General features: G+C 59.3%; 17 protein-coding genes. 8 read left to right on the top strand and 9 right to left on the bottom strand.

All coding sequences use genetic code 11. The features are described 5' to 3' along the window. Positions 1–28: 28 nt before the first annotated feature. Together FNT36_RS22070 and FNT36_RS22065 are read right to left on the bottom strand one after the other, a co-directional pair. The gene (locus tag FNT36_RS22070; RefSeq protein ID WP_144852246.1) at positions 29–970 is read right to left on the bottom strand and encodes a helix-turn-helix transcriptional regulator; all 942 of its coding nucleotides are present in this window, start codon (positions 968–970) and stop codon (positions 29–31) included. Positions 971–1,059: 89 nt separating this feature from the next. Further along, positions 1,060–2,718, bottom strand: a complete 1,659-nt coding sequence (locus tag FNT36_RS22065) for an amidase (protein WP_144852243.1) — start codon at positions 2,716–2,718, stop codon at positions 1,060–1,062. 172 nt (positions 2,719–2,890) lie between these two features. Between FNT36_RS22065 and FNT36_RS22060 the strand changes: the two genes are divergently transcribed. Beyond that, positions 2,891–4,195 (top strand): hypothetical protein, encoded by a 1,305-nt coding sequence (locus tag FNT36_RS22060; RefSeq protein WP_144852240.1) that lies wholly within the window; start codon positions 2,891–2,893, stop codon positions 4,193–4,195. A 175-nt stretch (positions 4,196–4,370) separates the two neighbouring features. On the opposite strand, the gene FNT36_RS22055 is transcribed toward FNT36_RS22060, so the two are convergent. Continuing rightward, positions 4,371–5,369, bottom strand: coding sequence for a hypothetical protein (locus FNT36_RS22055; RefSeq protein ID WP_144852237.1), 999 nt, complete (start codon positions 5,367–5,369; stop codon positions 4,371–4,373). Between the two features lie 99 nt (positions 5,370–5,468). On the opposite strand from FNT36_RS22055, the gene FNT36_RS22050 reads away from it, so the two are divergent. After that, on the top strand, positions 5,469–6,056 hold the full coding sequence (locus FNT36_RS22050; protein WP_144852234.1) for a DinB family protein: 588 nt from the start codon (positions 5,469–5,471) through the stop codon (positions 6,054–6,056). Between the two features lie 79 nt (positions 6,057–6,135). On the opposite strand, the gene FNT36_RS22045 is transcribed toward FNT36_RS22050, so the two are convergent. From FNT36_RS22045 to FNT36_RS22035, 3 genes are all read right to left on the bottom strand, one after another. Next, the gene (locus FNT36_RS22045; RefSeq protein WP_233636151.1) at positions 6,136–7,164 is read right to left on the bottom strand and encodes a M28 family peptidase; all 1,029 of its coding nucleotides are present in this window, start codon (positions 7,162–7,164) and stop codon (positions 6,136–6,138) included. A gap of 52 nt (positions 7,165–7,216) precedes the next feature. Continuing rightward, positions 7,217–8,749 (bottom strand): cysteine--tRNA ligase, encoded by a 1,533-nt coding sequence (cysS, locus tag FNT36_RS22040; protein ID WP_144852231.1) that lies wholly within the window; start codon positions 8,747–8,749, stop codon positions 7,217–7,219. A 153-nt stretch (positions 8,750–8,902) separates the two neighbouring features. After that, entirely contained in the window at positions 8,903–10,066 is a 1,164-nt protein-coding gene (locus FNT36_RS22035) for an endonuclease/exonuclease/phosphatase family protein (protein ID WP_233636150.1), read from the bottom strand. 156 nt (positions 10,067–10,222) lie between these two features. Here FNT36_RS22035 and FNT36_RS22030 point away from each other — a divergent pair, with 156 nt between their 5' ends. From FNT36_RS22030 to FNT36_RS22010, 5 genes are all read left to right on the top strand, one after another. Further along, a complete protein-coding gene (locus tag FNT36_RS22030) occupies positions 10,223–14,344 on the top strand; it encodes a DUF7948 domain-containing protein (RefSeq protein ID WP_144852225.1) in 4,122 nt (1,373 codons plus the stop codon). 431 nt (positions 14,345–14,775) lie between these two features. Next, positions 14,776–16,149, top strand: coding sequence for a flippase (locus tag FNT36_RS22025; protein ID WP_233636149.1), 1,374 nt, complete (start codon positions 14,776–14,778; stop codon positions 16,147–16,149). 2 nt (positions 16,150–16,151) lie between these two features. Continuing rightward, positions 16,152–17,060: a glycosyltransferase family 2 protein gene (locus tag FNT36_RS22020; RefSeq protein WP_144852222.1), complete on the top strand. Its 909-nt coding sequence runs from the start codon at positions 16,152–16,154 to the stop codon at positions 17,058–17,060. A 184-nt stretch (positions 17,061–17,244) separates the two neighbouring features. Continuing rightward, entirely contained in the window at positions 17,245–19,614 is a 2,370-nt protein-coding gene (locus FNT36_RS22015; RefSeq protein WP_144852219.1) for a PAS domain-containing sensor histidine kinase, read from the top strand. Positions 19,615–19,880: 266 nt separating this feature from the next. After that, a complete protein-coding gene (locus tag FNT36_RS22010; RefSeq protein WP_144852216.1) occupies positions 19,881–20,093 on the top strand; it encodes a hypothetical protein in 213 nt (70 codons plus the stop codon). A 200-nt stretch (positions 20,094–20,293) separates the two neighbouring features. Here the strand turns inward: FNT36_RS22010 and FNT36_RS22005 are convergent, their stop codons facing one another. From FNT36_RS22005 to FNT36_RS21995, 3 genes are all read right to left on the bottom strand, one after another. Next, positions 20,294–21,910 (bottom strand): hypothetical protein, encoded by a 1,617-nt coding sequence (locus FNT36_RS22005; protein WP_144852213.1) that lies wholly within the window; start codon positions 21,908–21,910, stop codon positions 20,294–20,296. Between the two features lie 154 nt (positions 21,911–22,064). Beyond that, positions 22,065–23,285 (bottom strand): OmpA family protein, encoded by a 1,221-nt coding sequence (locus FNT36_RS22000; RefSeq protein WP_144852210.1) that lies wholly within the window; start codon positions 23,283–23,285, stop codon positions 22,065–22,067. 267 nt (positions 23,286–23,552) lie between these two features. After that, on the bottom strand, positions 23,553–23,969 hold the full coding sequence (locus FNT36_RS21995; protein ID WP_144852208.1) for a hypothetical protein: 417 nt from the start codon (positions 23,967–23,969) through the stop codon (positions 23,553–23,555). A gap of 510 nt (positions 23,970–24,479) precedes the next feature. Between FNT36_RS21995 and FNT36_RS21990 the strand changes: the two genes are divergently transcribed. Further along, the gene (locus FNT36_RS21990) at positions 24,480–25,262 is read left to right on the top strand and encodes a polysaccharide biosynthesis/export family protein (RefSeq protein WP_233636148.1); all 783 of its coding nucleotides are present in this window, start codon (positions 24,480–24,482) and stop codon (positions 25,260–25,262) included. The last annotated feature ends 22 nt before the right edge of the window (positions 25,263–25,284 follow it).

Raw genomic sequence — 25,284 nt, 5'->3', positions numbered from 1 at the left:
GCGCCTACCAATCTGTTTTATGTAGAATTCAAACTAACGCATGGGCACGGAACGCGCCCGGCGCTACCGCTGCGTGGCGCTTGAAGAAGTGCGAGAAGTGCGCCACATCGGTAAAGCCCAGGCTGTCGGCAATTTCGGCCATGGTCCAGTGGGTTTGGCGCAGCAGCGCCTCTGCCTCCTGCCCCATCCGGCCCATAATAAGGTCGGTGGTCGTGCGGCCAGTTGTTTCCTTCAACACCTTATTGAGGTGGTTGACGTGCACGGCCAGCCGGTCGGCGTAGGCGATGGCGGTGCGCAGGCGCAGCTGCTGGCGGGGGTTTTCGAGCGGAAACTGCTGCTCTAGCAACTCAATAAACCGTGACGTGAGCCGCGCCGGCGCGCTGTGCGCCGGGTGCAACCCGGCGGCGGGCTGCCGCTTCTGCCCTAGGTGAATGAGCTCAAGCGCGTAGGTGCGCAACAGGTCGTACTTGTAGGCGTAGTCGGAGGCCATTTCCTCCTGCATTCGCTGAAAAACGGTTTCAGCGCGGGCACCTTCCGCCGCCGACAACTGAAACATCGGGAAGCTTTCCGACTTAAAAATGGGCAATTCATCGAGCACCACTCCGCTACTTGTAGCGCGCAAAAACTCGGCCGTGAAAACGCAAAAATGCCCGGCTTGCATCGGTTGCTGGGGCAGCCAGGCATGTAGTAGCTTGGGCGAGGAAAAAATCAGAACCGGTCCTTCCAACTCAATGGCCGTGTCGCGATACTCAATCCGGTTGCGACCATGAAGCAAGCTGATTTTATAGAAGCCCCGGCAAGGCAAGGCCACAGTTGGCTTTTTCAGCGTAGCCTGCCAAATTTCGGCCACATCGAACACGTTGAAGTGCCCTACCTCTTGCTGGATGCCACTCGGCAGCAGGGTACTCAGCTCAGCCCCGGTACAGGCCGTTACTTCCTGGTAAAATTCGGTGAGCGGGGCGGCAGTCATAGCAAAGGCGGCTTTGTGAAATTCAAAGGTACACTCACCACAAGGCGAAGCGTTGGCTTCAGGAGCCAGTGCTTCGCCTTGCGGCAACCTTACCCTATCACCGCCCGGAAGGTCGGGGCCTTGCGATGCTTGGTAGTCTGCTCGTAGGCGTAGCCAAGGCCTAGCAACTCTGCTTCTTTGTAAGGGCCACCTACGAAGGAGATGCCTACCGGCAGGCCATGAATATTACCCATTGGCACGGTGAGGTGCGGGTAGCCGGCCATCGCGGCCGGGCCAGCAAAGCCGGGGCCTGTGCCATACTCACCATTCACGAGGTCGATGCAGGCGGCCGGGCCAGTCGTGATACCCACGATAGCAGCTAGCCCGCCATCGGTTTTGAGAGCTGCGTCCAAAGCTTGGCGCGAGGTATCTACTACTTTGCGTAGGGCCGTCTTATACTTTTCGGCACCTAGGCCTTCAGTTTTTTCGGCTTGCTCCAAGATTTCCTGCTGGAAGAAAGGCATTGCCTTGGTAGCATTGGCCTTGTTGAAGGTAATAACATCGGCGAGCGTCTTAACCGGCGCGTTGGTCTGACCTAGGTAGTTATTTACGCCATCTTTGAACTCATACAGCAGCACGTCAAACTCGGCTTCGCCCACGGGCGCCACGGCGCTGCGCACGTCTACCTCGACCACTGTGGCGCCCTGCGCCTTGAGCACGGCCACGGCCTGGCGCAGCAGCTCGCCGGCAGCAGTTTGGCTGGCGAGGTGGCTTTTTTCGACGCCGAGCTTCTGACCTTTTAGTGCGTCGGGGCGCAGTTTATTAACATAGTAATCGTTTGTTTTGATAGTACTTGTTATCATTCGATTAGGCTGCCCGACGGCGTGAAGCGCGTCAGCAGTGTCCATCCCTACCATACCGCCGAGCAAAATAGCGGCGTCGCGTACGGTGCGGGCCATGGGGCCGGCTGTGTCCTGGGTGGCCGAGATGGGTATGATGCCGGTGCGGCTCACCAAGCCCACGGTCGGCTTGAGGCCCACGAGGCCATTTACCGACGAGGGCGACACAATGGAGCCATTGGTTTCGGTGCCCACAGCTACCGCACACAGGCTGGCCGCCACCGCCGAACCCGAGCCGGCGCTGCTGCCGCTGGGCGTGCGGTCAAGCACATAGGGGTTGTGGGTTTGGCCGCCGCGGCTGCTCCAGCCGCTGGCCGAGTGCGTCGAGCGGAAGTTGGCCCACTCACTCAGGTTGGTTTTGCCCAATATCACGGCGCCCGCAGCCCGCAGCTGCTTAGCCACAAAAGAATCTTTGGCGGCGCGGTGCCCAGCTAGCGCCAGCGCGCCGGCTGTGGTTTGCATCTTGTCGCCAGTGTCAATATTGTCTTTTAGCAGCACCGGAATGCCGTGCAGCGGCCCGCGTAGCTTGCCGGCTTTGCGCTCCTTATCCAAAGCATCAGCAATACTCAGCGCATCGGGGTTCAGCTCGATTATGGCATTAATAGCCGGGCCTTTGGCATTGAGCGCTTCTATGCGGTCGAGGTAGAGCTGGCACAGGCGGCGGCTACTACCCTGGCTGCTTTGCAGATAGGTTTGCAGGTCGGCGATGGTGCGCTCGCTTAGGTCCAGGTCTTTGTCCTGCGGCTGAGCGGCGGGGCTCCTAGGTGCGGTGGTGGGCAAGGCGGCAGGCAACGCGCTGGCTGCGAGTGGCAACAGGCTGGAGGCAAGAGTAGCTTGGGTGCTTTGGCGTAGAAATTGGCGGCGCTTCATAAATCGAGGGCAGGTTCAGAATTTCAAATGTAAGCCAAGCGCTTAGTTGCCAAAAGCTGAACTACCGGTGGCGCAGCGGGCGCTAAGCCGCCTAGGCGTCAACCCCTATTTAGGCGGCGGCGTATAGCCCAGAGCACTTTCGCCTTTCCCACCGCCTCTGGCCCTCCCTCTTATGACTAACGACGAAGCCAACCCCGGCACCAACTCTATTGCGGGCAACCGCGGCCCTGAGCCCACGGCCAATACCAAAATGGGTATTGACGTGCAGAACACGCTGGCTAACAACCCTAACAAATCGACCACCGACACGCCGCCCTCCAGCCAAGAGCTAGTAGACAGCGAGATGGATGCTGGCCAAGGCGCTGTAGAAGCTGGTGGCCAGCAAGAGAATAAAGAGGCCAATCCCGACGACCTCACGGCCGCGCCACCCTCCAATAGCACCCAAGCCAACGTGTATGGCGGCAACTTCGGCAACGACGTGCAGCCCAGCTACCATGACCACGACCGCGCCAGCAACCAGCGCGCCGATGCCAACCGCGGCGAGCTAGGACAGCAGGAATACAACCAGGGCGCCACCCACGGCGGCTACGGCAACCAATACCGAGAAACCAACCCGGCTGTGGAACACCCTAGGGCCGAGGCTACCGAGGAGAAATACTACGGCGAAGGCGCGGCTCAGCCCGGCCTGCAGCACAATGCTTACCGCGCCTATGATGGCCGCGACCTAGTGCCTGACCAGCAGGGCCATGCGGTGCACGACACGCCCACCTCTCAAGCTGCTACTATGGGCCAGCCCAATGCTACGCCTACCGATGGCCGTGGCAACGCCCAAGACACCCGCAACCTGCCCGATAAAACGGGTCCCGATGCCGCCTTCCAAAACGATAACGGTGCCCCCACCGTGGGCCCGGCCTACGCCGCCGACTATGGCCACACCAGTGGCGCCGGGCTACCGGCCGGCACCCCCGACCGCCACTTGCCCCTAGGCCCCAACGGCCACGGCGAAGTAGAGGACCAGCACTCGTCGCGCGGCGGCTACGACAACCAGGGCAGCCAAGGTGGCCGCAGTCACGGCCAGCAGCCCGGCGGTGCCCCCGCAGGCGATGGCGCAGCCCCGGCCCCCGTCAACTCGCCCGACGCGCCCCAAACCGAGGGCTACGGCTATGGCCACGAGCGCAGCGAGCAAGAACAGCCCGGCAACCCCAAAACCGGTGACTCGCGCAGTGGCTTCGGGCCGGGCGGCTCCAAGGAGGGCGATGCCAGCCAGGGCCACGGCTCGCGCGGCGGCTCTTACGACGACGAAAATCCTGGTGCCCGCGGCCCCGAGTACGACGAGTTTACGCAGCAAGACAAAGCCAAAAACTACGGCCAAGGTCAGCGCGATAACTATCGGCCCGAAGGCAACGACAAGCCGGAGGAAGGTGACTACGGCCCCGAGCCTCGCCGAAACGCCGGCCGTGACGAGCCTAGCAATTAAGAAGCTATTTCGTCTGTCGTGCAGAGCGCAGCGAAGCATCTCGCGTGGCACAGTAATCTCTACCGCAAGCAGACGTTCGTACACGAGATGCTTCGCTGCCCTCTGCATGACCAATATAAAAAGGCTGCCTCACTAGGCAGCCTTTTTTATTAAATACGCTAAGCTTCTAGCCTACTTAGCGGTGTATTTTCATGTCGATATCGTACTTGTAGCGCGGTGGCCCGCCGATAGGCACGGCGAAGAAAGGTAGTGCCGTATCGTACTGGTCGGTGACGTAGAAGACCATATCATTGGGCGTTTTGGTCGTGCTAGTCAGGCGAAAATCCAGTGACAAGCCACGCTCCTTATCGGTAATCGGAATGACGTTGCTGCTCCACTCTTTGTCACCACTCACCACGCCAGGGTGGCCGTTTTTAGAAACGCTGAACACTGTGAGCGTAGCCGATTTATCGACATCGTAGTTGCTCTGTTTCATGCTCACCACCTTGTCATTAACAAAAGGATAGAGATGCACCGTGGCTTTACGCAGCGCGGGCGGCAACCGGAAGCAATACTCGTAGGTGAAGGCATTGCCGCCGGGCACCGCATTATTGGCAGCACGCTCGGTGCTGAAGAAAAAGCGATACACGTTGCCGTCGTTGCCGCTTAGCCCCCGCACTATTACCTTGAATACGTAGCCTTTAAACTCCTCCACCAACTCGCCCTCTAGCGGGTTGAGCGGACCGAAGGTGTAGTACTTCTCGTCGTACTGTGGCTCGCTGCCAAAGGTCTTCTCTTGCAGCAAGCGGCCCGTCACGGGCAGGGGCTTGAGGGCTGGGCGCGGGTCGCGGGCACCGGCCCCCGAGTGGGCCCCCGGCCCGCCATATATACTAAAGCTGGTGCGTGTATCGTAACCCCCTTTCTGCGAGTCGAGCTTGCCGCCGCAGTCGGGGTCATACACGCGCAGGTACACTGGCTGGCGCTGGCCTTGCGGCACCAAGAAGAAGAACGTCTGCGTGAAGTCGTCATCGCCCCAAGCAGGGTCGGCTTTGGCGCCAAACGTAATGAGGTATTCGATGTTTTCGCCGGGGTTGGGCACGGCCTGGGCCTGGGCCCCTAAGGCCGTAGCTAGCAGCCACGGCAGCCAAGCCATCAGCCGCTGCATGGGGCACCTAGAGAATAAAGTTGACAACATAAGTGGACACTGGATAGTAAATAGCAGCCGACCGGATTACAGCCCGCGCCGTAATATTACAACCCTAATGTTTTCTCAAGCTGGACTGCTGCCTACTGCATGAGTGCTTCTTCGCGCGATACCAACGACTTTTTCGACCAGTTGACCAACCAGGTGCTGGCCCTGCGCGTGGCTTCTCACCAGCGGCTGCGCCCGCTCAACAACGAGCAGCTCAACCGCCGCCCCGGCTACGACAAGTGGAGCGTGGGCCAGTGCCTAGAGCACCTCAACATTCTCAGCGGCTACTATTTACCCCTGGTTAAAAACCGCCTGAAGCTGGCGCAGGCCCGCGGCTCGGCAGCCCGCCAATCGGTGCGCAGCGGCTGGCTGGGCCGGCGCTTCACCAGTGCCGCCCGGCAAGACAATGACTCGGATGCCGTTTTTCGGGTGCCCAAGCAATACGCGCCCACCGGTGTTCGGCTCACGGGCACGGTGGTGGAGGCATTCACCCGCCAGCTCGACGAGCTGCTGCGCCTGCTGCTGCTAGCCCGCCAAATTGATGCTGGCGCCGTGCGCGTGCCCAACCCGCTGCATCCCTGGCTCAAGCTGCGCCTCACCGACGTGCTCGAAACCCTCGTGGCCCACTACAAGCGCTACGTGCAGCAGGCCGAGCAAGCCTTGGCTACTAATGCTACAAAGCCGACCTAGGGCTAAGCGGAACTACTTAAAAAAAGGCCTGCCATTGCTGAAGCAATGGCAGGCCTTTTTTTAAGTAGTTCCTTGTAGTTTACTCGTTATAAATAACTTGCAGCACCGTCTGCCCCACTGCCTTCATCGTTTTGCGGTCGATAATGCTCATGTTGTCGGCCGTAGTGTGGTGGTAGGCCGGGAAGTAGTCTTCGCCGTAGGCAGGGTGGTCGTAAATGTCCACCGTCGGAATGCCGGCTTGGTTGATGTACACGTGGTCGTCGGTAATGGCACCCGTATCCTTGAAGAGGAAATAATCGGAATAGCCAATCTTAGCGGCGGTGTTCCAGATTTTATCGACCACGCTGCGGGCTTTTTCCAGCGACGTGCCTTCGCGGGTGAAGTGGCCATCTTTGGCGCCCACCATGTCGAGCAAGATGCCGTACTCAGCCTTGTAGTTGGGCGGCACCATGTTTTTGGCCCAGTATTGCGAGCCTAGGCACCAGCCATCGCCGTTGCCTTCGAGCATGTTTTTCTGGCCTTCGATGGCGCCAGCCTCGTAGCCCCAGTCCTCGGCATCAACCAAAATAACGTCTACGCCCACATTGGGCGCCAGCTTTTCGGACTGCTGGCTGAGGGTGCGGGCCATTTCCATGGCCACGGCTACGGCGCTGGCGCCATCACTGGCCCCGTCCATGGGCAGCTTGCGCTTGGCTTTGTCCTGCTCGGCGTCGGCAAAGGGGCGAGTATCCCAGTGGGCAAAAATGGCCACCCGCCGCGCCGCCTGCGGCTGGTACTGGGCAATGATGTTGCGCCCCTTAATCTGCGTACCATCGAAGGTCATGGCCGTGAACGGCTGCTCGCGCACCGACAGGCCAAACTGCTTGAGCTTAGCCACCAAGTAGTTGCCGCAGGCCACGTGCGCGGCCGTGTTGGGCACGCGGGGCCCGAAGGCTACCTGCTTGGCCGTGAAGGCGTAGGCCGAATCAGCATTGAAGGCCGGGGCCTTGGGCGTGGCGTCGGCGCGCTCGGGCTGGCTAGCGGTTTCGGCCGGCTTTTCGGAAGGGCAGGCGGTGAGCAAAACGGTGGCAGCGCCGAGGAGCGCGAGCCGGGGCAGAAGGTTTTTCACGCGGGGTCTAACAGGATGAGAGGCAAGGTAGTTCGGGGGAGCTTAAGACAGCTTACTCTTCGCTATAGGCCCACTCCACCCCAGTTTTAGTGTCTTTAATAACGATGCCCTGGCTCTTGAGGGCCGCCCGAATCTGGTCTACTTTATCGTAGGCTTTGGCCTCCTTGGCTTCTTGGTAGAAACCTAGGGTGAGGCCCAGTAGGTCCTCGGTGCTGGCGCGGGGCTCGTCGCGCAGGCCCAGCACGTCTTGCACCAGTGTGCGGTAGGCAGCGGCGGCTTCTCGCAGGGCGGCGGGGCCTACTTCGGCCAGCGCGGCCGGGTTGGTAGCCAAGGTATTGAAGCGCTTGAGCAAGTCAAACACCGCAGCCACTGCGCGGGGCGTGTTCAGGTCGTCGTCGAGGAAAGCGAAGGGCTTGGCCGCTTGGTTTAGCAGCTGTTGGGCCGGGCTGGGTGGGCCAGGCTGGGTGGGCGCTTCCTCTGCTTTCGACTCCTCGCTAGTCGCTTCACCTAGGTCACTTGTCAGCTTATCAAGCAGGCGCAGGCCATTCATCAGCTTGCGGTAGCCTTTGCGGGCGGCTTGCAGGGCATCATCGCTGAGGTCGATAGGCGAGCGGTAGTGTGCTTGCAGGAAGAAAAACCGCAATGTCATGGGCGAGTAGGCCTGCGATAAGGCACTCGTTTGGCCGCTGAACATCTGGGGCAGGGTGATAAAGTTGCCCAGCGACTTGCTCATCTTGGCCCCGTTCACGGTCAACATATTGTTGTGCAGCCAGAAACGAGCGCCTGGGCTGGGCGTGTGCGAGCCTTCGTTTTGCGCAATCTCGCACTCGTGGTGCGGAAACATGAGGTCGAGCCCGCCGCCGTGAATGTCAAACTCGGCGCCTAGGTACTTGCGGCTCATGGCCGAGCACTCCAGGTGCCAGCCCGGAAACCCTTCGCCCCAGGGCGAGGGCCAGCGCATAATATGCTGCGGCGAAGCCTTTTTCCAGAGCGCAAAGTCGGCGGGCGAGCGCTTTTCTTCTTGCCCGGCCAGTTCGGTGCGGGTGCCGGCCAGCAGCTCCTCCACCACGCGGCCCGACAGGCGGCCGTACTGCCCCCCTTCAGCGTTGTACTTGGGCACGTCGAAGTACACCGAGCCGTTGGATTCGTAAGCTAGGCCGCGCTCCAAAATTTCGGCAGTCAGCGCAATCTGCTCGGTGATGTGCCCGCTGGCTTGGGGCTCGATGTCGGGCGGCAAGCACCCTAGGGCGGCCATTGCCTGGCGATAGCTATTGGTATAATGTTGAGCCACTTGCATAGGCTCCAGCTTCTTTGCTTTGGCCGCTTTTTCGAGCTTATCCTCACCAGTATCGGCATCGCTTTCGAGGTGGCCCACATCGGTGATGTTGCGCACGTAGCGCACCTGGTAGCCTAGGTGGCGCAGGTAGCGCGTGAGCACGTCGAACACGATGGGCCCGCGGGCATTGCCCAGGTGGGCGTCGTTGTACACGGTGGGTCCGCAGAGGTAGAGGCCCACTTGCGGCGGGTGCAGCGGCTCGAAGGTTTCCTTTTGGCGGGTAAGCGTATTATAGAGCGTCAGCGGCATGACAAATTATTAACAATGAGCAAGTAGCAAAGCGCCCTTGCTTTCGGAGGTCGGGAGAAAAACCAGAAATTTGCTGGCAAAACCAAGTAGTACCCAACGCCGAACGGGCCGCAAAGTTCAGGATTAATTAGCTAGCGTAGGTTACTCTGCTTGCTACTTGTGTTCCTGGCCTAACTGATACAGTCCCTCCACGGGAAAATGGTCGGCATACGGAATTTCGGAATGAATACGACAGCCTAGCACTCGCCACTGCAGGCCGGCAAACTGCTGGTCGATGCGCAGCAGCGGCGGCAGGCGCCCGTGGTAGGTGTTGCCGGGCCCAAAGCCGACGGTGGCCCAGGCATTTTGCAACTCACTGGCCAGCTGCGAGTAGGCGTAGGAATACGGCAGGTCGTTGAGGTCGCCGGCCAGCAGCACCGGGTAGGGCGAGCGGCGCACGTGGGCGAGCAGCGTATCGGCCTGCCAGGCACGGGCCGCTGCGCCGCGCACAAAGCGCCCTAGGAGGCTGCGGCCTTTGCTTTTGAAGCCCGCCCGCGACGAGCCCGCCGCCACGATGTCGCCTTCATCGAGGCTCATGCTTTGCAAGTGGGTATTAAAAATGCGCACCGTGTCGCCGCGGCCGGGCCCTACCACATCGACCCACATAGCGTGGTTTTGAGTGAGGCGGCCAAACGAGATTTCGCCCCGCCCCACAATGGGCAGCCGCGAAAAAATAGCTAGCCCAAACTCGGCCCCAATGCTGTTGGTGAGAGTTTTGGATACAAAAACCTGCCGGCCGCTACCATGCCCTAGCCGCTCGCCTACTTGAAACAGCTTCCCATCGGGCGAATGCGCGCCGGGCGGCTCCTGGTAGTATTCTTGCAAACACAGCACATCGGCCGGACTGGCCGCCAGCCACTTAATGGCCTTAGCCGGCGCAGCCGGGTCGAGCCGCCGCAGCTGCGGGTACACGTTGAATATGCGCACGTTGTAAGACAGCAGGCGCAGTGTCGGGGCTTGGGGTTTGGGGCTTAGTGCGTGGGGACCGTTGGGCGCCTTTTCGGCCAGTCCATCTTGCGCAGTACTGCTTAGGTGCAAGGGCAGGCCGCGCTGCACCTGCGGCCACGCCAGTACCAGCGCGGCCAGTGGCAGCAGCGCCACGCGCCAGCTTCGGCGCAGCCAATAGAACGTGAGCAGCGCTGCCAGCACCAGCCAGAAGGGCACCGTGAGGGCCAGCAGCGGCGCCAGCGACCAACTTCCGGCGGGTACCCGCTCGCCCAACAGCACGCTCAAGGCCAAGCCAATGAGCACTACCCAGGTAAAACGATAACGAAACAAGCGGCGCACCAACGCAATCAGGCCGCCGGCCGAGTAGCCACCGGAGCTGCAAAACTACGCCGTGCCCCGGCGGCGGTGCTAACTTAATTTTCATTTGGTGGTGAGGCGTTGGCAGGCTTGGCGTAGTTTTACCAGTGGTTTGGCTAGTTGATTTTTATGCAAAAAATTCTTTACTTTCTCTCCTGCATCCTACTGTTCGCAAGCCGCTTGGCGATGGCCCAAACCACGCCTGCTTCCGACGGACGGACACTGCGGTTTATCCCGAACCAGGGCCAATGGCCAGCGGCGGTGCGCTACTCTAGCGCGGTGCCAGGCGGCCACCTCTACCTAGAGCCCACCGGACTGCATTACGTATTACTAGAGAGTATTCGGCACCCGCACGAGCACGGCGGCCACGCCCCCAAAACCACCCAGCTTTCGCGCACGGCCTCGGCCGCGCCGCACCTACCGGCGCCCGAAAGCCCCGTGCGAGGCCACCAACTGCGCGTGCGCTTTGTGGGAGCCGACGTGGCTACGCCGCTGGTGCCAGCCGAGGCTACAGGCGAAGTTTTCAACTACTTGCAGGGCAACGACCCGGCCCGTTGGGCTAAGGGCGTACCCAGCTACCAGCAGGTGCGCTACCAAGCGCCGTGGCCGGGCATTGGGGCGCGGTTTTATGAGAACAAGCAGCAGCAGTTGGAATATGATTTCGAGCTAGCCGCTGGCGCCAACCCGGCCCTGGTAAAGCTCAAGTATCAAGGTGCCAGCAGCCTGCGCCTAGGTGCCGATGGCCGCTTGCACGTGGGCACTACCGTGGGCGACCTCACCGAGCTAGCGCCGCAGGCCTACCAAACCAACCCTGCTACCGGGCAGCCACAGCCCGTGGCCTGCCGCTACCGCCTAAACCTGGCCGACTCCACGGTGACCTTTTCCCTAGGGCAGTACGACCACAGCCGGCCACTGGTCATTGACCCTACGGTGCAGTTTTCGACCTATACCGGGGCGCTGAGTGATAACTGGGGCTTTACAGCTACCTACGACGCGGCGGGCAACATGTATTCGGGCGGCATTGTGCTTAATCAATTTGGCTCGTCGGTCACCAACTTTCCGACCACCGTTGGCGCATTTCAAACCACGTTTGGTGGGGTTATTGACATCGCCATTATTAAGTACAATACCTCAGTAAACGGGGCGGCTTCGCGGGTGTGGGCCACGTACCTAGGCGGCAATTCGCACGACTACCCGAGCAGCCTAGTGGTGAACAACCAAAACGAGCTGGTAATGCTCGGAACTACTTCTTCTACTAATTACCCCGTTAGCCGCGACGCTTTGCAGCGCAGCTTCAACGGCGGCACATCGGCCGACCCGTTTGGCGACGCCGCTAGCGATGATTTTTACCTCATCTCGCGCGGCACCGACATCGTAGTGACTCGCCTCACCAGCAGTGGCGGCCTGGCGGCCTCCACTTACCTAGGCGGCAGCGGCACCGATGGACTAGTGCCTTACGCTAAAACTTCGGCTGTGCGTCAATTACCTCAAAATTATGGCGATGCTTTCCGAGGTGATATCCTGACCGACGCAGCCGGTAATATCTACGTGGCCTCGGTGACCAGCTCAGCCAATTTTCCAATAACGGCGGGCAGCTTTGGCAGCAGCAACCGGGGGGGCAGCAGCGACGCTGTTGTGCTGAAGCTCCCCGCCGCGCTCAATACCATGACCTGGGGCGGCTACCTAGGCGGCAATGCGGCCGATGCCGCCTACTCGCTGCAGCTCGATGCCAACAGCAACGTGTACGTGACCGGTGGCACCCTCAGCCCGAACTTTCCGGTGACCAGCGGCGCGCTGCTCACCACGGCCCAGGGCAATGTTGATGGCTTTGTGGCGCGTATTGCCGCCAACGGCGCCACCATCCAAAAAGCTACTTACTTAGGTACTAGCAGCTACGACCAGTCTTACTTCTTGCAGCTCGGGGCCGATGGTGGCGTGTATCTGCTGGGCCAAACAATGGGCGCCTGGCCCGTGACGGCGGGCGCGTACAGCAACGCGGGCAGCCGGCAATTTATCCAGAAGCTCAATGCCGACCTCGACCAACGCCTGCTGAGCACAGTATTTGGCAGCGGCCGCAACACCATCGACATCTCCCCTACCGCTTTCCTGGTTGACCAGTGCGACCGGGTGTACGTATGCGGCTGGGGCGGCAACAACAACCTAGGGGTGTACAGCTCCAGCACGCTCAATTTTAATGGCTACACGCACGGCCTGCCAGTGACTTCTAATGCCGTGCGCGGCACGCCCGATACACCAGGTGCGGGCTCTGATTTTTACCTGGCCCAGTTTGCGCCCGGCCTTACCCGTCTGCTCTACGGCACTTTCTACGGCAATGCGACCACCAACTCGACTGGCGACCACGTGGACGGCGGCACGTCGCGCTTCGACCCACGCGGGGTGGCTTATTCGGCGGTGTGCTCGTGCGCCAATTATTCTGCTTTTCCAGTGCCAGCGGGCGCTTACACTTACTCATCCACCAACAACAGCTCGAACTGCAACAACGCGGCGTTTAAGCTGAACTTTGAGCCGCAATCGGCCACCGTGGGCCTCGACCAGACGGTATGCTCCAATGCGGCGGCCGTAGCGCTGGTGGGCACGCCCAGCGGCGGCGTCTGGACGGGCCCCGGCGTCACAGGCTCCGTAACCGGGGGCTACGTGTTTACGCCCAGCGCGGCACTCATCGGCGTGCAAACGTTGACTTATACCTTGGCCGGAGTTATTCCAGTGTGCACGGCCACGGGCCAGCAGCGCATTACGGTGGCGCCGGTGGGGCCAGCAGCGCTCAGCGCGCTGCCCCAAGCGGCGTACTGCTTGCAACCGGGCAGCACCATCGCCCCGGTTGCGCTGGTAGGCAGCCCAGCGGGCGGCGTTTTTAGTGGTCCAGGGGTTACGGGCAGTCAGTTTTCGCCCGCTGCGGCCGGGCCAGGCCGGCATACTATCACTTATACCATCAGCGCAGGCACGCCCTGCGCCAGTGTTGCTACCCGTGTGGTAACGGTGGTGCAAGCCACAGCCGGGACGGCACTTACGGTGTGCGCTAGCAGCGGAGCGGTAGCCCTCACTAGCGGGCAGCCAGTGGGCGGCACTTGGTCGGGCACCGGCGTAAGCGGCTCGGCCACGGGCGGCTACTTCTTCACGCCCACCGCTGCCATGAGCGGCACCACCCAGACCCTAACCTACAGCGTGCCCGCGCCCGATGGCTCGTGCGCCGCCACTACCACCCAGGCCGTAACGGTGCTGGCCCGGCCCCAAGTGAGTGTGCCGAACTTGCCAGGCATGTGCGTGGGCAGCGCCGCGGTAGCCCTCACGGCAGGCCAGCCGGCGGGCGGCACGTGGTCGGGCCCTGGCGTCAGTGGGTCGGCCGCGGGCGGCTACTTTTTCACGCCTAGCGCTAGCCTTATTGGTATTCAAACACTGACCTACAACGTAGCATCGCTGCAAGGCTGCACGGGCCAAGCCACGATGACCGTGGAGGTATCGCCGGCTGCCGTGCGAGTAACCATGCCCGCTGACACGGCACTGTGCCCCGGCAGCACCCGCACCATTCAGCTGCATGCCCTGCCAGCGGGGGGCGTCTGGAGCGGCCCGGGTGTCACGGCCAGCGGTCTATTTACGCCGCCAGCTACGCCGGGCACCGTGGCCATGCTCTACACCATGGGTGGCAACACGCCCTGCGCCACCTCGGCCACGAGGCGCATCACGCTGCTGGCCGCGCCCACGCTAGCCCCAGCCGAGCAGCCGCTGGTATGCCGCCTCGATTCGTCGCGGGCTAGCTCGTCAGCCCCAGCCGTGGCGCCCTACACGGTGCGCTTCAGCCAGCCCATTGCTACCCTACTAGCCGATGCGGTAATGACCTGGGACTTTGGCGATGGCAGCGCGCCGGTTACCGGCCTCAACGTGACACATACCTACACTGCAGCCGGCAGCTTCCAGCCCATAGCTACCCTGCGCTACAGTGGCAGCATCTGCTCAATTCAGGTTTCTTTGGCGCCCGTGCAAGTGCAGGAACCGCTCATTCCCAATGTTTTCACGCCCAATGGCGACAACCAGAACGATTTCTTTGCGCCCCGCTTAGGTGGCTGCCAACCCAAGCTGCAAGTGTTTACGCGCTGGGGCCAAAAGGTGTACGAAAGCCCGGCTTACTTCAATAACTGGGATGGCGGGGGCCAAGCAGCCGGCATATACTACTTCCTGCTCACCCCTACCGATGGCCGCCCCGCTATTAAGGGCTGGGTCGAATTGATTCGATAACGCGATTAGCGCGCGGCTACGGCTAGCACAGCGGGCGGCTCCCTAGGGGCCGCCCGCTTTTGTTTTTTGGCCATTGCCTACTTGCGGTGCCACGCTTACCCTAAAGTAAGCTAGGTCTATACCGCTGAGCTACCGCTAAAAAACAGCTGCCAATTTGCTGGCGTCAGCTGCCACCCAAGCCCTACTTGGCATGAGGCACAGCCTAAGGCTATCAACTTCCTAGCGCTGCCAACTAATGAGATAAGCTCCTCGTTAATATAGCGCGGGACGGATGTGTTAACAATTACTTAACATACCGATTGGGTTACCAGACCCTACAACTTACCGTATATGTGCTTGATTAATAATTATTTTAATATGAATAATTATATATTCAATCCCGCCCACCACCTCAGCTATTCTACTATTTCACCCCTGATTTCTGCTGCTTAGTGAGCAACGACGTTACCATTGTAAAAAACGAGGCGGGCGTGGCCAAGCCCACCATGAAGCGCTTTGCCGTTAATGTGGCATCGCTCTTTAGCGTTCAGATTGCCAACTTCTTACTACCGCTGCTGACGGTACCCTACGTGGTGCGCATCATCGGCCCCGACAAGCTGGGCTTGCTGAATTTTTCGCAAGCCTACGTCACGTATTTCAGCTTGCTGATTAACTACGGCTTCGACATGGCCGCCGTGCGCTCTATCGCGGCCAACCGCGATGATAAGGAAGCTACCAGCCGCATTGTGAGCCAGGTGCTGGCCGGCAAAACGCTCTTATGGGGGCTTTCAACGGTCATTTTTGTGAGTCTTTCGCTGAGTGCTCCTGAGTTTCGAGCGCACTTGTGGCTGCACGTGTGCACCTACTTGGTGTGCATCGGCACGGTGCTGTCGCCGCTGTGGTTGTACCAGGCCATGGAGGACCTAGGGCGGGTCTCCATCTTCAATTTGGCCGTCAAGCTGCTGTTCTCGATGTCGGTGCTGCTGCTCATTCGCAAGGCCGACGACTACATCTACCAGAATTTAGCCATTAGCGTAGCGCAAATTTTGGTGAGCATGGTGGCCCTAGGTGTGGCTTTGCGGCGCTTTGGCGTGCACCTGCGCTGGCCAAGCTGGGCCGAGCTACGCGGGCGCTTCCGCGAAGACCGCACGTTGTTTTTCTCCAACGTCTCTATCACCATTTATGCCAGCTCCAACACCTTCATTCTGGGGCTGTTGAGCCTGCCTTACAATGTGGGCATCTACGCCGCTGGCACTCGGCTCGAAAGCATGGCTGACTCCTTTGTGGGGCTGGCGCTCAATCAGGCCTTTTTCCCCATTGTGGCGCAGGCCTTCGGGCAGGGGCGCGAGCAGGGGCTGCGCATGGTGCGGCAGGTCTTCTTCCCGCTGGCCATCCTACTGGTGCTAGTGGCCATTGGGCTGTGGCTGGTGGGGCCGCTGGCGCTGAATATCCTGTACGGCGCCAAGTTCCAGGAAGCAGGGTCGGTGCTGCGGGTGGTGTCGGTGCTGCCGCTGCTGATTGGGCTGAGCAGCTTGCTGGGCCTGCATACCATGCTCAACCTGCGCCTCGACCGTGCTTTCTTCTGGATTACGGCCGGGGGCTCGGTAGTGGGCCTAGGCCTCAACTGGCTGCTTATTCGGCCCTATGCCCACCTAGGCGCGGCCTACGCGCTAGTTCTCACCGAGCTCTACATCACCGCCGCCATGTACCTGTACTTGCGCTGGCGCGGCATCGACCTGATGCAGCTTTCGCACTTGCGCGAAGGCCTGGCGTTTGCCAAGGCCCGTGCTCAAACCTTATTAAATCGCAAATCAAGTTCTTTATAACCATGGAAACTGTTGCTGCTGTAGTAGTTACCTACAACCGCCTCGCCGACCTCAAGAAGTGTCTCGATACGCTACGCGAGCAAACCCGCTCGCTCGATACCATCTTCGTTATCAACAACGGAAGCACCGACGGCACCGAGGAGTGGCTGGCTACCCAGCCCGACCTGCGCGTGACCACCCAGGCTAACCTAGGCGGGGCGGGCGGCTTCGCCACGGGCATCGACACGGCCTATAAGGCGGGCTATACTTGGCTGTGGTGCATGGACGACGACTGCCTGGCCGCGCCCGACGCGCTAGCCAACCTGCTGAACTCGCCCAACCTAGGGCCGTGCATCAAGAACTCGATGTCGGTGAGCGTGAACAGCCGCGACGAGCTAGCGTTCTTCGTAGACCGCCCCAACGTTTCATACCGCAAGGTGAGCGACATGGCGGGCCTCGACCTAATATATGGTGTGGCCTCGTTCTTCAATGGCACGCTGGTACACACGGATGTCGTGAAGGTCATTGGCATTCCCGACAAGGAGTTGTTCATTTGGGGCGATGAGGTCGAGTACATGACCAGGGCTCAAAAGATGGGCTTTCCGGTGGTGACGGTGCCTAGCAGCGTTTTCTACCACCCCGCTTCCTTCGACCGCGACGGTATTCCGTGGCCAGCCGCCTGGAAGCAGTACTATGCCGTGCGCAACCAGCGCCGCGTGCTTCAAAACCAGTTTGGCAACACCCTAGGGCGCGTGCTTTTTGCCAGCTGGGCCACCAAAGCCACTTTGCAGCAAGCCATGTCGAAGCGCACCAATCGCTTCTACAACTTCTTGCTTTATGGCGAGGCTACGCTGGACAGCCTCACCAATAACTTCCGCAAGCGCCCCGATACCATCCGCACCTTGCAGCTGTACAAGCGTAATCATAAGTAACCTAGGGCGACGTCTAAGCCTTTTGAATTCAAAACCGGTTGGGTCGCGCACAGCGCAGCCTGGCCGGTTTTTTATGTTGCTGGCATAGTGGGTTCGGCAGTTGGTAGCCGCGCGGGCGCATCAATCTTGCCGCAGCTATTATTTTTAATGCCGGCTTACAGTAGTAAGGCCCCTGGCTTGCAGAATGCCGCAAGCGGTACTTAACAGCGGCGGTGCCGGCCGTAGCCTAGACGACACGATGAAAGACGCCCCGCCCCTAGCCCGCACTGCCCCCCCGGCCTACACGGGTGCCCCTGTTACCACGCTGGCCGAGGCCCAGGCCGCACTGGCGGAAGCCCGCGCTCAGCAGCAAGCCTTGCTGCTTGAAAACCAGGAGCTGCAAATGGCCCGGCAAGAGCTGGCTGCCAGCGAAGCCCGCCTAAAAGCGGCTGAAGCGGTGGCCAACATCGGCAGCTACGAACTGGATTTAGTGAGCGGCGCCTTTCACTTTTCGGAGGGCTTATACCGACTGTTTGGCGAAACGCCGCACGCCTTCCGGCCCTCGCTAGAATGGCTCGATGCCCGCACGAACCCGCAGGATGTGGCCGCCGTGCGGCACATCCTCGACCAAGCGCTGGCCGACCGGCAGCCTTACCACTACACCCGCCGCATCCTGCGGGCCGATGGGCAATGGCGCCTTATCGAGTCGCACGGCCGCGTGGTGTGCAATGAGGCCGGGGTGGCCATCAAGCTGGAGGGCGTGGTGGAAGACAAAACCAAGGAGCACGAAGCGGCGCAAGAGTTGCTGCTGGCTAAAGAGCGCCTACAAGTGACCCTAGACAGCACGCTGTACGTGGTGCAGGCCTTCGAAGCAGTGCGCGACGAGAGCGGGCGCATCATAGACTTCATTTGGATATTTGCCAATAAAGCCTGGACCGACCAGTATGGCGAGCCAGTGGGCAAACGCGTACTGACGGAAAACCCTGGCGTGGTGACCAGTGGGCTGTTTGAGAAGTTTGTGCAGGTGACCCAGACCGGCGTGCCCGTCGACCACGAGTACTATTACCCGCACGAGCAGTTCAACGGCTGGTTTCACCAAACACTGGTGAAAATGGGCGATGGCTTCGTGATGCACACCGAGGACATCAGCGCCCGCAAGAAAGCCGAGCAGGCGCTGCAAACTAGCCGCGAGCTACTGCGAGCCACGCTCGACAGCTCGCCCAATATGGTGCAGGTGTTCAAGGCCGTGCGCGATGCCCAGGGCGAGATAGTCGATTTTATCTGGATTCTGAATAACAAGATTTCAGAAGATAGCTACGGCGATGTCATCGGCCAGCGCTTGCTGGTGTGCAACCCCGGCGTGGTCGAGGCTGGTATTTTTGATACGTTCAAGCGAGTAGTTGAAACCGGGCAGCCCGACCAACGAGAGCGGCAGTATACCGGCGAGCAGTTTCATGGCTGGTTTCATCAGTCTGTGGTGAAGCTGCGCGACGGCATAGCCACTACCACGGTCGACATCACCGAGCGCAAGCACGCCGAGCAAGAGCTGCTGCAAAACCTGCGGCTGCTAGAGCAATCGGAGCAAGTGGCCGGGCTAGGCAGCTGGGTGTATGAGCTAGCCACTGGCGAGTTGCAGTGGTCGGCAGGCATGTACCGCCTCTTCTGCCTGGCGCCAGGCGTCGCGCTGCGGCCCACCATCTATCTCGACCACGTGGTAGCCGAAGACCGGCCCGTGGCCAAACGCATAGTGCAGGCCTTAGCCGCTGCCCCTGCCGACTTTGAAGAAACCCTGCGCCTGTGGGTGGGCAACCAGGTGCGCACCCTGCGCCTCAAAGCGGTACTAGTGCGCGATGAGACGGGCCAGCCCCTGCGCCTGCTGGGCGTCGACCTCGATATCAGCCGGGTGCAGCAGCTCGAGGCCGACAATCTGCGTTTGCGCCTGCGCCAGCAGCAAGCACTATTTGAAGCTGTGCAGGAGGCGCAGGAAGAAGAGCGTCGCCGCATTTCCGAAAGCCTGCACAACGGCATCGGGCAGCTGCTTTACGCCACTAAGCTGCAACTCGACCGCCTGCCCAGCAGCCCCGAGCTGGCACCGCGCCAGGAGGCGGCACGCTTGCTGAGCGAGGCCATCCGGCAAACGCGTGAGCTCTCGCACGAGCTAACTCCGGCGCTGCTGGAGGAGTTTGGCCTGGAGGCCACCCTGCAGAGCATTGGCCAATCGCTTAATACCCCTACCCTGCGCTGGCACTGCCACCTAGTCATTGGCGAAGAGCCGCCCTTATCTGGTTTGCTGCAGCTGGCCGTGTACCGGCTGGCCCAGGAGCTAGCCCAGAATGTGCTCAAGCACGCCCATGCCACTGAGGCCACGCTCGAGGTAGAGGTGCTGGCTTCCTGGATAGTGCTGCGCGTCGAAGACAACGGCCGTGGCTTCGACCCCACGCGCACTAGCGATGGGCTGGGCCTGCGCACCCTACGCAGCCGGGTGGCCCTGCTTGGGGGCGAAGTGCACGTGACCAGTGCGCCGGGCCAAGGCGCTCAGTGCTTTATTCGGTTGCCCCTGCCTCCATCCTCCTGATGCTGGCGCTAGCTGTGCCCCAGGCGTCCAATCAATGCATTATAGAAACATTCTCCCCAACATGTTGGCAGACAATTACTAGCGTGCGGCAATAGCTATCAGCCACGCCAGCAGGTGCTAACTGCCGCCAGCAGCCACCTAGGAATAAATACCTACGTAGCGGGTAGTATAATTAAGTGTTTATATTAATATAAATCAGCACTAATTCTCTTTTAGGGTTGCCTGGCACTTCAGACTTTTGCAGTGTACTCTATTGGCTATCCTTTATGTCTCACAACCCAAAGTTTGGCCCAGCCGCGCAAACCCCCGAGCAGCGCGCCTGGGTGCTAGAGCAGATGCAGCGCATCATACCTGTGCTCAAAAAGGCTAGCCCGTACATTCAGCAGCTTTACGCCCGCTACGTGGCTGGTGAGCTTAGCTGGACCCAGGTAAGCCAGGCCCGAGCTGATGAGCAAACGGCGAAAGGCCTAGCTCGCTAAAGCACCCGCCACCGTTGCCGTAGCAGCAACTACTACCTATACTCACTTCAAAGCCCAGCGCCGGCCCCTAGGTCGGCACCTAGCACCACTTGCAAGCCGTAGCAAGCGATAAGCCTTTCGCTCCCGCCTTGCAGATGTTCGCCCCCTAGGCGCCTGCGTCTAGGGGGCGCAGACTAGCTCTGTCGAGAGTGACAGCTAAGCTAGTAAATCCCAGCGGTAGCGGGCTGGCCTGCTCCGCCCGCCATCGCCGGCTCGGCAAACGTGCATTCAAGAATTTGGTGCCCGGCAATGCTGGTGGGAATGGTGCGCACCACGCGCACACGGCCCGCCTCCAAAAACTCCTCAATCTGGTAATGGCTATGCTGGTCCATCACGTAGAAGTGCGGGAAGCGCTTGGCATTGAACTCGTTGAGGCGGACTACCTGCGGCACGTGGTAGATATCGCGCAGCGAGACAATAATGCCGTAGTCGATGGTGGAGCTAAGCGTAGGTGATTTTAGGGCCGCCGGCCAGTCGAGCAGGAAGTAGCTGTTGGGGCGTAGGTGCTGGTACCACACCGGCAAGAAGTAGTCGGCCGACTCGAAGAACATGGGGTACTGCGGGTTGAGCCCTGCTAGTGGCGGCAAAATCACACTTGGGAAAATGACCACCTTGCGATTTTGGTAGAAGATGAACGGCAGCAGCAGCACCGCATACGCGGGCAGCCAAATGCGCCGCCCCGGCACCGTGCCTGCCCTAAAGAAGTAGTGGTAAGCATAAATGACCACGGCCGCGAACAGCAGGTGGTTGGGCCACATGTAGCGGTTTAAGAACACCGACGCTACCGTGAACGAGGCTATCAGTGTGAGCACCGTAGTACCCACAGCCACAAAGCTGGCCTGGATAAAGAACATCGCAGCCGGGTCTTTTACTAGGTCGGTGTAGCCTTGGCGCAGGCGCGGCAGCCCTAGGTATACTATGAGACCCAGAATGGCCACCACCCGCAGCATGGGCAAAAACTGCAAATAGGGCTTAGCCTCAAGGCTAGCTGACACGGTGGGCAGCAAGTCGCCGACGGTGTGGAAGAACGACTGAAACGTGGGCAGCGGAATCCAAGAGTGCGGCTTGCCTATCTGCGATTGCAGGCGGAAGTTGGCAAACCAGCCTATAAACCAGATGCCACCCACAGCCGCCAGCGCGCCCAGCACGCGCAGGTATTCTAGGCGACGCGACCACACCAAAAGACCAAAGAAGAAGGCCGCCATTGTGGCCACGTAAAGCAGGCCAAAATTGTGGGCGTACACCACAGCCGTACCCAGCACTACTTCGGTCAGCAGCACTCCTAGGCGCTTGGGCGCGGTAGCGAGGCGGTGCGAGTTGAGAAAAAACAGCATGTGGAGCAGCGAAAACAGCGCGTAGCTCCGCACTTGGGTGGCGAGGGTAAAATTGAGATAGGTGAGGCACACAAAGACCGTTAGCACCACGAAGTTGGCAATCGGCCGACCTAGGAGCCGCGTGGTGTAGCGGTAAAACAGCGCCACAGTGAGCGCAAAAAACAACACCGAGCACGAGCGCAAAAACATAGGGCTCATGCTGATGCCGTGGCCCAACAGCCAGTAGGCATTCATGGTGAGGGGCGGGTTAGCCTCCAGGCCACTCACCACGGCCTTGTTAGCGTGGCCGAGCGAAGGGTCTGAGAGCAGCACGTAGCTGCTCACTTCATCCATCCACAGCCACCGCTCCTTAAAGAAGAGCGAACTTATCAGGCCCGCTGCCAGGATAATCAGGATTGTAATGCTTAGCCGGTTGGCTTGCCAACGAGTAGAGAGAACGGTCATATGGTATAAAGAGAAGCGGAAGCATTTGGGCCGAGCGCCATGAGAAAGCGCACAGTCACTGACGGAAGCCATCCGCACATACAAAGAGCGACCTAAGGGTCGCTCTTTGTGACGTAAGAAGAAAATATTAAGATAGCCCAGTAGTAATAACTGATTATTTCTGGGTCACTTGCAGACTAACACGGCGGTTGAGAGCACGGCCTTCTTCGGTATCGTTAGGGGCAATGTTGTCGATGGTTCCGTAGCCAGCAGCCGTTAGGCGGTCGGCAGCTACCCCTAGGCTAACTAGCGCTTCTTTAGCAGCCTCGGCCCGGTGCTTACTTAGCAACAAGTTGACAAGAGGTTTGCCCGAATTATCAGTATAGCCGCCAATTTTAATCTTGGCGTCCGGAAAGCGCTTCAGAATGCTGGCCACGTTGGACAGCTGCCAAAGCGACTCATTGGTGAGCGTCGCCTTATTGGTATCGAAGTAGATGCGGTCAAATCCTATCCAGTCTTTGGTTGGGTCGTTGGGGTCTACTTCTTTACTAGGGTCAATCAAGAATTGGTAAAGCTTGCTTTCGGTCGAGTTGGCCCCAATAACTTGTCGCACTCCGTTTTTGAGCTTGAGCACTACCGGCACCGCTGCCTTAGGGCGAGCTGCCGACCTACTAACGGCCGGGATAGCTAAGTACTGCCCTTCAGGTGCGGCCGGGCCATCGACTGGCGTGGCAGCTGGGGTACTGGTGGTTGTTACGGGAGCAGTAGCTACTACATCGCCCGACCGAGTATTGAGAATATACCCAAACTCGGCAACGGCTACGATGCTTACTACTACTAGCAACGCATTGGCGGGCTTTGCAAACCACGAAGAAGGGCTGGGCACTACGCCGGATACTGGCCGAGGCGTAGGGGCCGGCACCGGCGTGGGCACTACAGGAACATGCTGGCGCGGCCGTAGCCAGTCGGCGAGTTGCTTGGCCGTCCAGTGCTGCTCGGCTACCGCGTCGCCGATGACGGCTAGTGCAGTGGCAGGCACCAGTTCGAGTAAGTGGCTTATCGTGGCCGCCGACACACCTGCTGCCGCTGCCGTCGTGCTTACTGTACCGTGGTAGCGGTCATCAAGCACTTTCCGTAGCAGGTCGCCCCCTACAGTTGCTGTAGTAGTGGCACCTGGCCCGGCGGCTGCCGCTTCGCGGGTGGCGTTCCATAACTGCTCACGGCTGCTAGGCTGGCCTGCTAGCTCCGCAAAGCCGCGCATGGCTAAGGCAGCTACTTGTGTTATGGCTTGTTGTAGCGGCGCTGGCTGCTCGGTGGCTAGTATGTCGGCTCGTACCAAATTATGCCGCGAGACGAAATTGGTTATTTCATCCGGTACTTTTTGTAGCGATACCATAAGACAAACAATTAGCAGAAGTGAGGGGAAGGGGCGTTTTTAATTCAAATAATATTTACTAGTTACGTGAATAATTAGTACAATAGATTAACAACCTTTAATTATACAAAACCCGCAAGTCAACTTCACACACCAAAGACAGCGCAAAAGCTTTCGATATAGAGAACCACCATCTACCTAGGATAACCTAGTGAGTTGTTTTCTCGACTTACCACACAATGAGTAAGTAAGGAATCACTTTGTATTTTTACACTGTATCCGTATTAGCTACATTTGCTCCACTTTACCCGTTCGATAAACTAAAAAAGTGGCGCTATCGAGCACCATGACGCCACTCTTGGCCTTCGTGCGATAGATATGTGCAATTTGAGTACCTAAGCGCGTAGTGTCCTTGCTACCAATAAAGCTATTGGCAATGGCGAGCAGTGAATCGTTGTACTTATTGGCTTTGCCATAGCGGGCCTTTATAGCCTCCGTTTTGGCTGGAGCATCGTGGCGAGCCAGCGAAGCTTTATACTCGGCAAGCGCCTTATTACGAGGAACTAATGCATCATCAAAAAGCTGCATGGCCAACACACCTTTTATAGCAGCTTCGTTTGCTTTGGTGTAAGTTACAGGTTGCCCCCAGCGCACGGGCTCATAGCCTACAAAGGCCGCCCTATTAGCTTTTATATAACTAGCCACAGCCTGCTGCACGGAGTCGGCCGCAGGCTGTGCAGGAGTAGCAGCGGGGGTAGTGACCGGCGGGGCAACTGTGGTAGGAGCCGACGGCGAGCTGCAACTGCCAGCCATAAGCAGCCCAGCCAACGCAATCGCTTGTTTCATAAAAATTAAATTGTACTGATGCGGTTACTAGGAACAGTGCAGCTAGGTATGGGAGCTCGCCCCCTGCCGGCATAGCCTCAGCTGCTTAGCCCGCCAGCAGCCGCTTACGGCAACCTAAGACTAGGAGTTGCCTCAGGCTAGGCACTTTGTTTATTCTTATTTCCTATTCAACCTAGCGCGCTGCCCAACGTAGCGGCCCACAACCTTACCCACCCCGAGTTCCGTATCTGCCGCCGAAGCTTGGTACCTGCACCTTTACTTTAGAGCCTACTTGTTTTGTTCCATACAAATAAAGTAGTAATTTAGTATTTGAATATTACAAATGTGCTCAAGCCTAATTTCCATCACTTTGGCACAACACGCTCCCGTATGATTTCACGTTTCCGACTGCACTTACTTATTCTAGGGGGGTTACTATTAGGCCTGGGCAGCTGCGTTACCCAGAGCAAGCTGCCTTATCTACAAACTGGCACTTACTCGACGCAAAAGCCACTTCAAACCGAAAATCTTCGCCCCGTGTATAAGCTGCAGGCCGGCGATGTACTAAGCATTCGGGTACAAAGTGTGCAGCCCGTACTAAGCGACATCTTTAACGTACCCGGTCCGCAGACCATCACCTCCAGCGACCCCGGCACCCTCTACCTCACTGGCTATGCAGTAGACGACACGGGTAGCATCAACCTGCCCACCGTGGGTCGCGTGAAGGTGCAAGGCCTAAGCATGGAAGAAGCCCAAGCTTTCCTACAGCAAAAAGTAACCGCCTATGTGCGCGATGCCAACGTGCTAGTGAAGCTATTGAGCTTCAAGATTACGGTGCTAGGCGAAGTACGCTCGCCGGGCCGCTACTTCATCTACAACCCGCAGGCCACGGTATTTGAGGCCCTAGGTATGGCGGGCGACCTCACCGAGTTTGGCAACCGTGAGAACATCAAGCTTATCCGCCAAACGCCGAAAGGCTCGGAGGTAGTGCTCATCAACCTGACCGACGCTAACTTACTGAAATCGCCTTACTACTACCTGCTGCCCAACGATGCGCTGTACGTCGAGCCCATGAAGGCGCGCACCAGCCGCGGCAATGCGACTAACCTAGGTATCGTATTCGCGGGCATTTCGGCGGTGGTGTTGCTGCTTAGCTACATCGTCAACCGCTAATACACCAGCTCTTTACTACTGG

It is taken from the genome of Hymenobacter setariae, from assembly GCF_007713685.1.
Classification (GTDB): domain Bacteria; phylum Bacteroidota; class Bacteroidia; order Cytophagales; family Hymenobacteraceae; genus Hymenobacter; species Hymenobacter setariae.
The sequence above is the reverse complement of the archived record's forward strand: the minus strand, read 5'-3'. Positions and strand labels throughout refer to the sequence as shown.

Bases quoted from the DNA above. Each gene is read 5' to 3' on its own strand.
- FNT36_RS22070 (WP_144852246.1), bottom strand. From the start codon at position 970: ATGACTGCCGCCCCGCTCACCGAATTTTACCAGGAAGTAACGGCCTGT.
- FNT36_RS22065 (WP_144852243.1), bottom strand. From the start codon at position 2,718: ATGAAGCGCCGCCAATTTCTACGCCAAAGCACCCAAGCTACTCTTGCC.
- FNT36_RS22060 (WP_144852240.1), top strand. From the start codon at position 2,891: ATGACTAACGACGAAGCCAACCCCGGCACCAACTCTATTGCGGGCAAC.
- FNT36_RS22055 (WP_144852237.1), bottom strand. From the start codon at position 5,369: ATGTTGTCAACTTTATTCTCTAGGTGCCCCATGCAGCGGCTGATGGCT.
- FNT36_RS22050 (WP_144852234.1), top strand. From the start codon at position 5,469: ATGAGTGCTTCTTCGCGCGATACCAACGACTTTTTCGACCAGTTGACC.
- cysS (WP_144852231.1), bottom strand. From the start codon at position 8,749: ATGCCGCTGACGCTCTATAATACGCTTACCCGCCAAAAGGAAACCTTC.
- FNT36_RS22030 (WP_144852225.1), top strand. From the start codon at position 10,223: ATGCAAAAAATTCTTTACTTTCTCTCCTGCATCCTACTGTTCGCAAGC.
- FNT36_RS22020 (WP_144852222.1), top strand. From the start codon at position 16,152: ATGGAAACTGTTGCTGCTGTAGTAGTTACCTACAACCGCCTCGCCGAC.
- FNT36_RS22015 (WP_144852219.1), top strand. From the start codon at position 17,245: ATGCCGCAAGCGGTACTTAACAGCGGCGGTGCCGGCCGTAGCCTAGAC.
- FNT36_RS22010 (WP_144852216.1), top strand. From the start codon at position 19,881: ATGTCTCACAACCCAAAGTTTGGCCCAGCCGCGCAAACCCCCGAGCAG.
- FNT36_RS22005 (WP_144852213.1), bottom strand. From the start codon at position 21,910: ATGACCGTTCTCTCTACTCGTTGGCAAGCCAACCGGCTAAGCATTACA.
- FNT36_RS22000 (WP_144852210.1), bottom strand. From the start codon at position 23,285: ATGGTATCGCTACAAAAAGTACCGGATGAAATAACCAATTTCGTCTCG.
- FNT36_RS21990 (WP_233636148.1), top strand. From the start codon at position 24,480: ATGATTTCACGTTTCCGACTGCACTTACTTATTCTAGGGGGGTTACTA.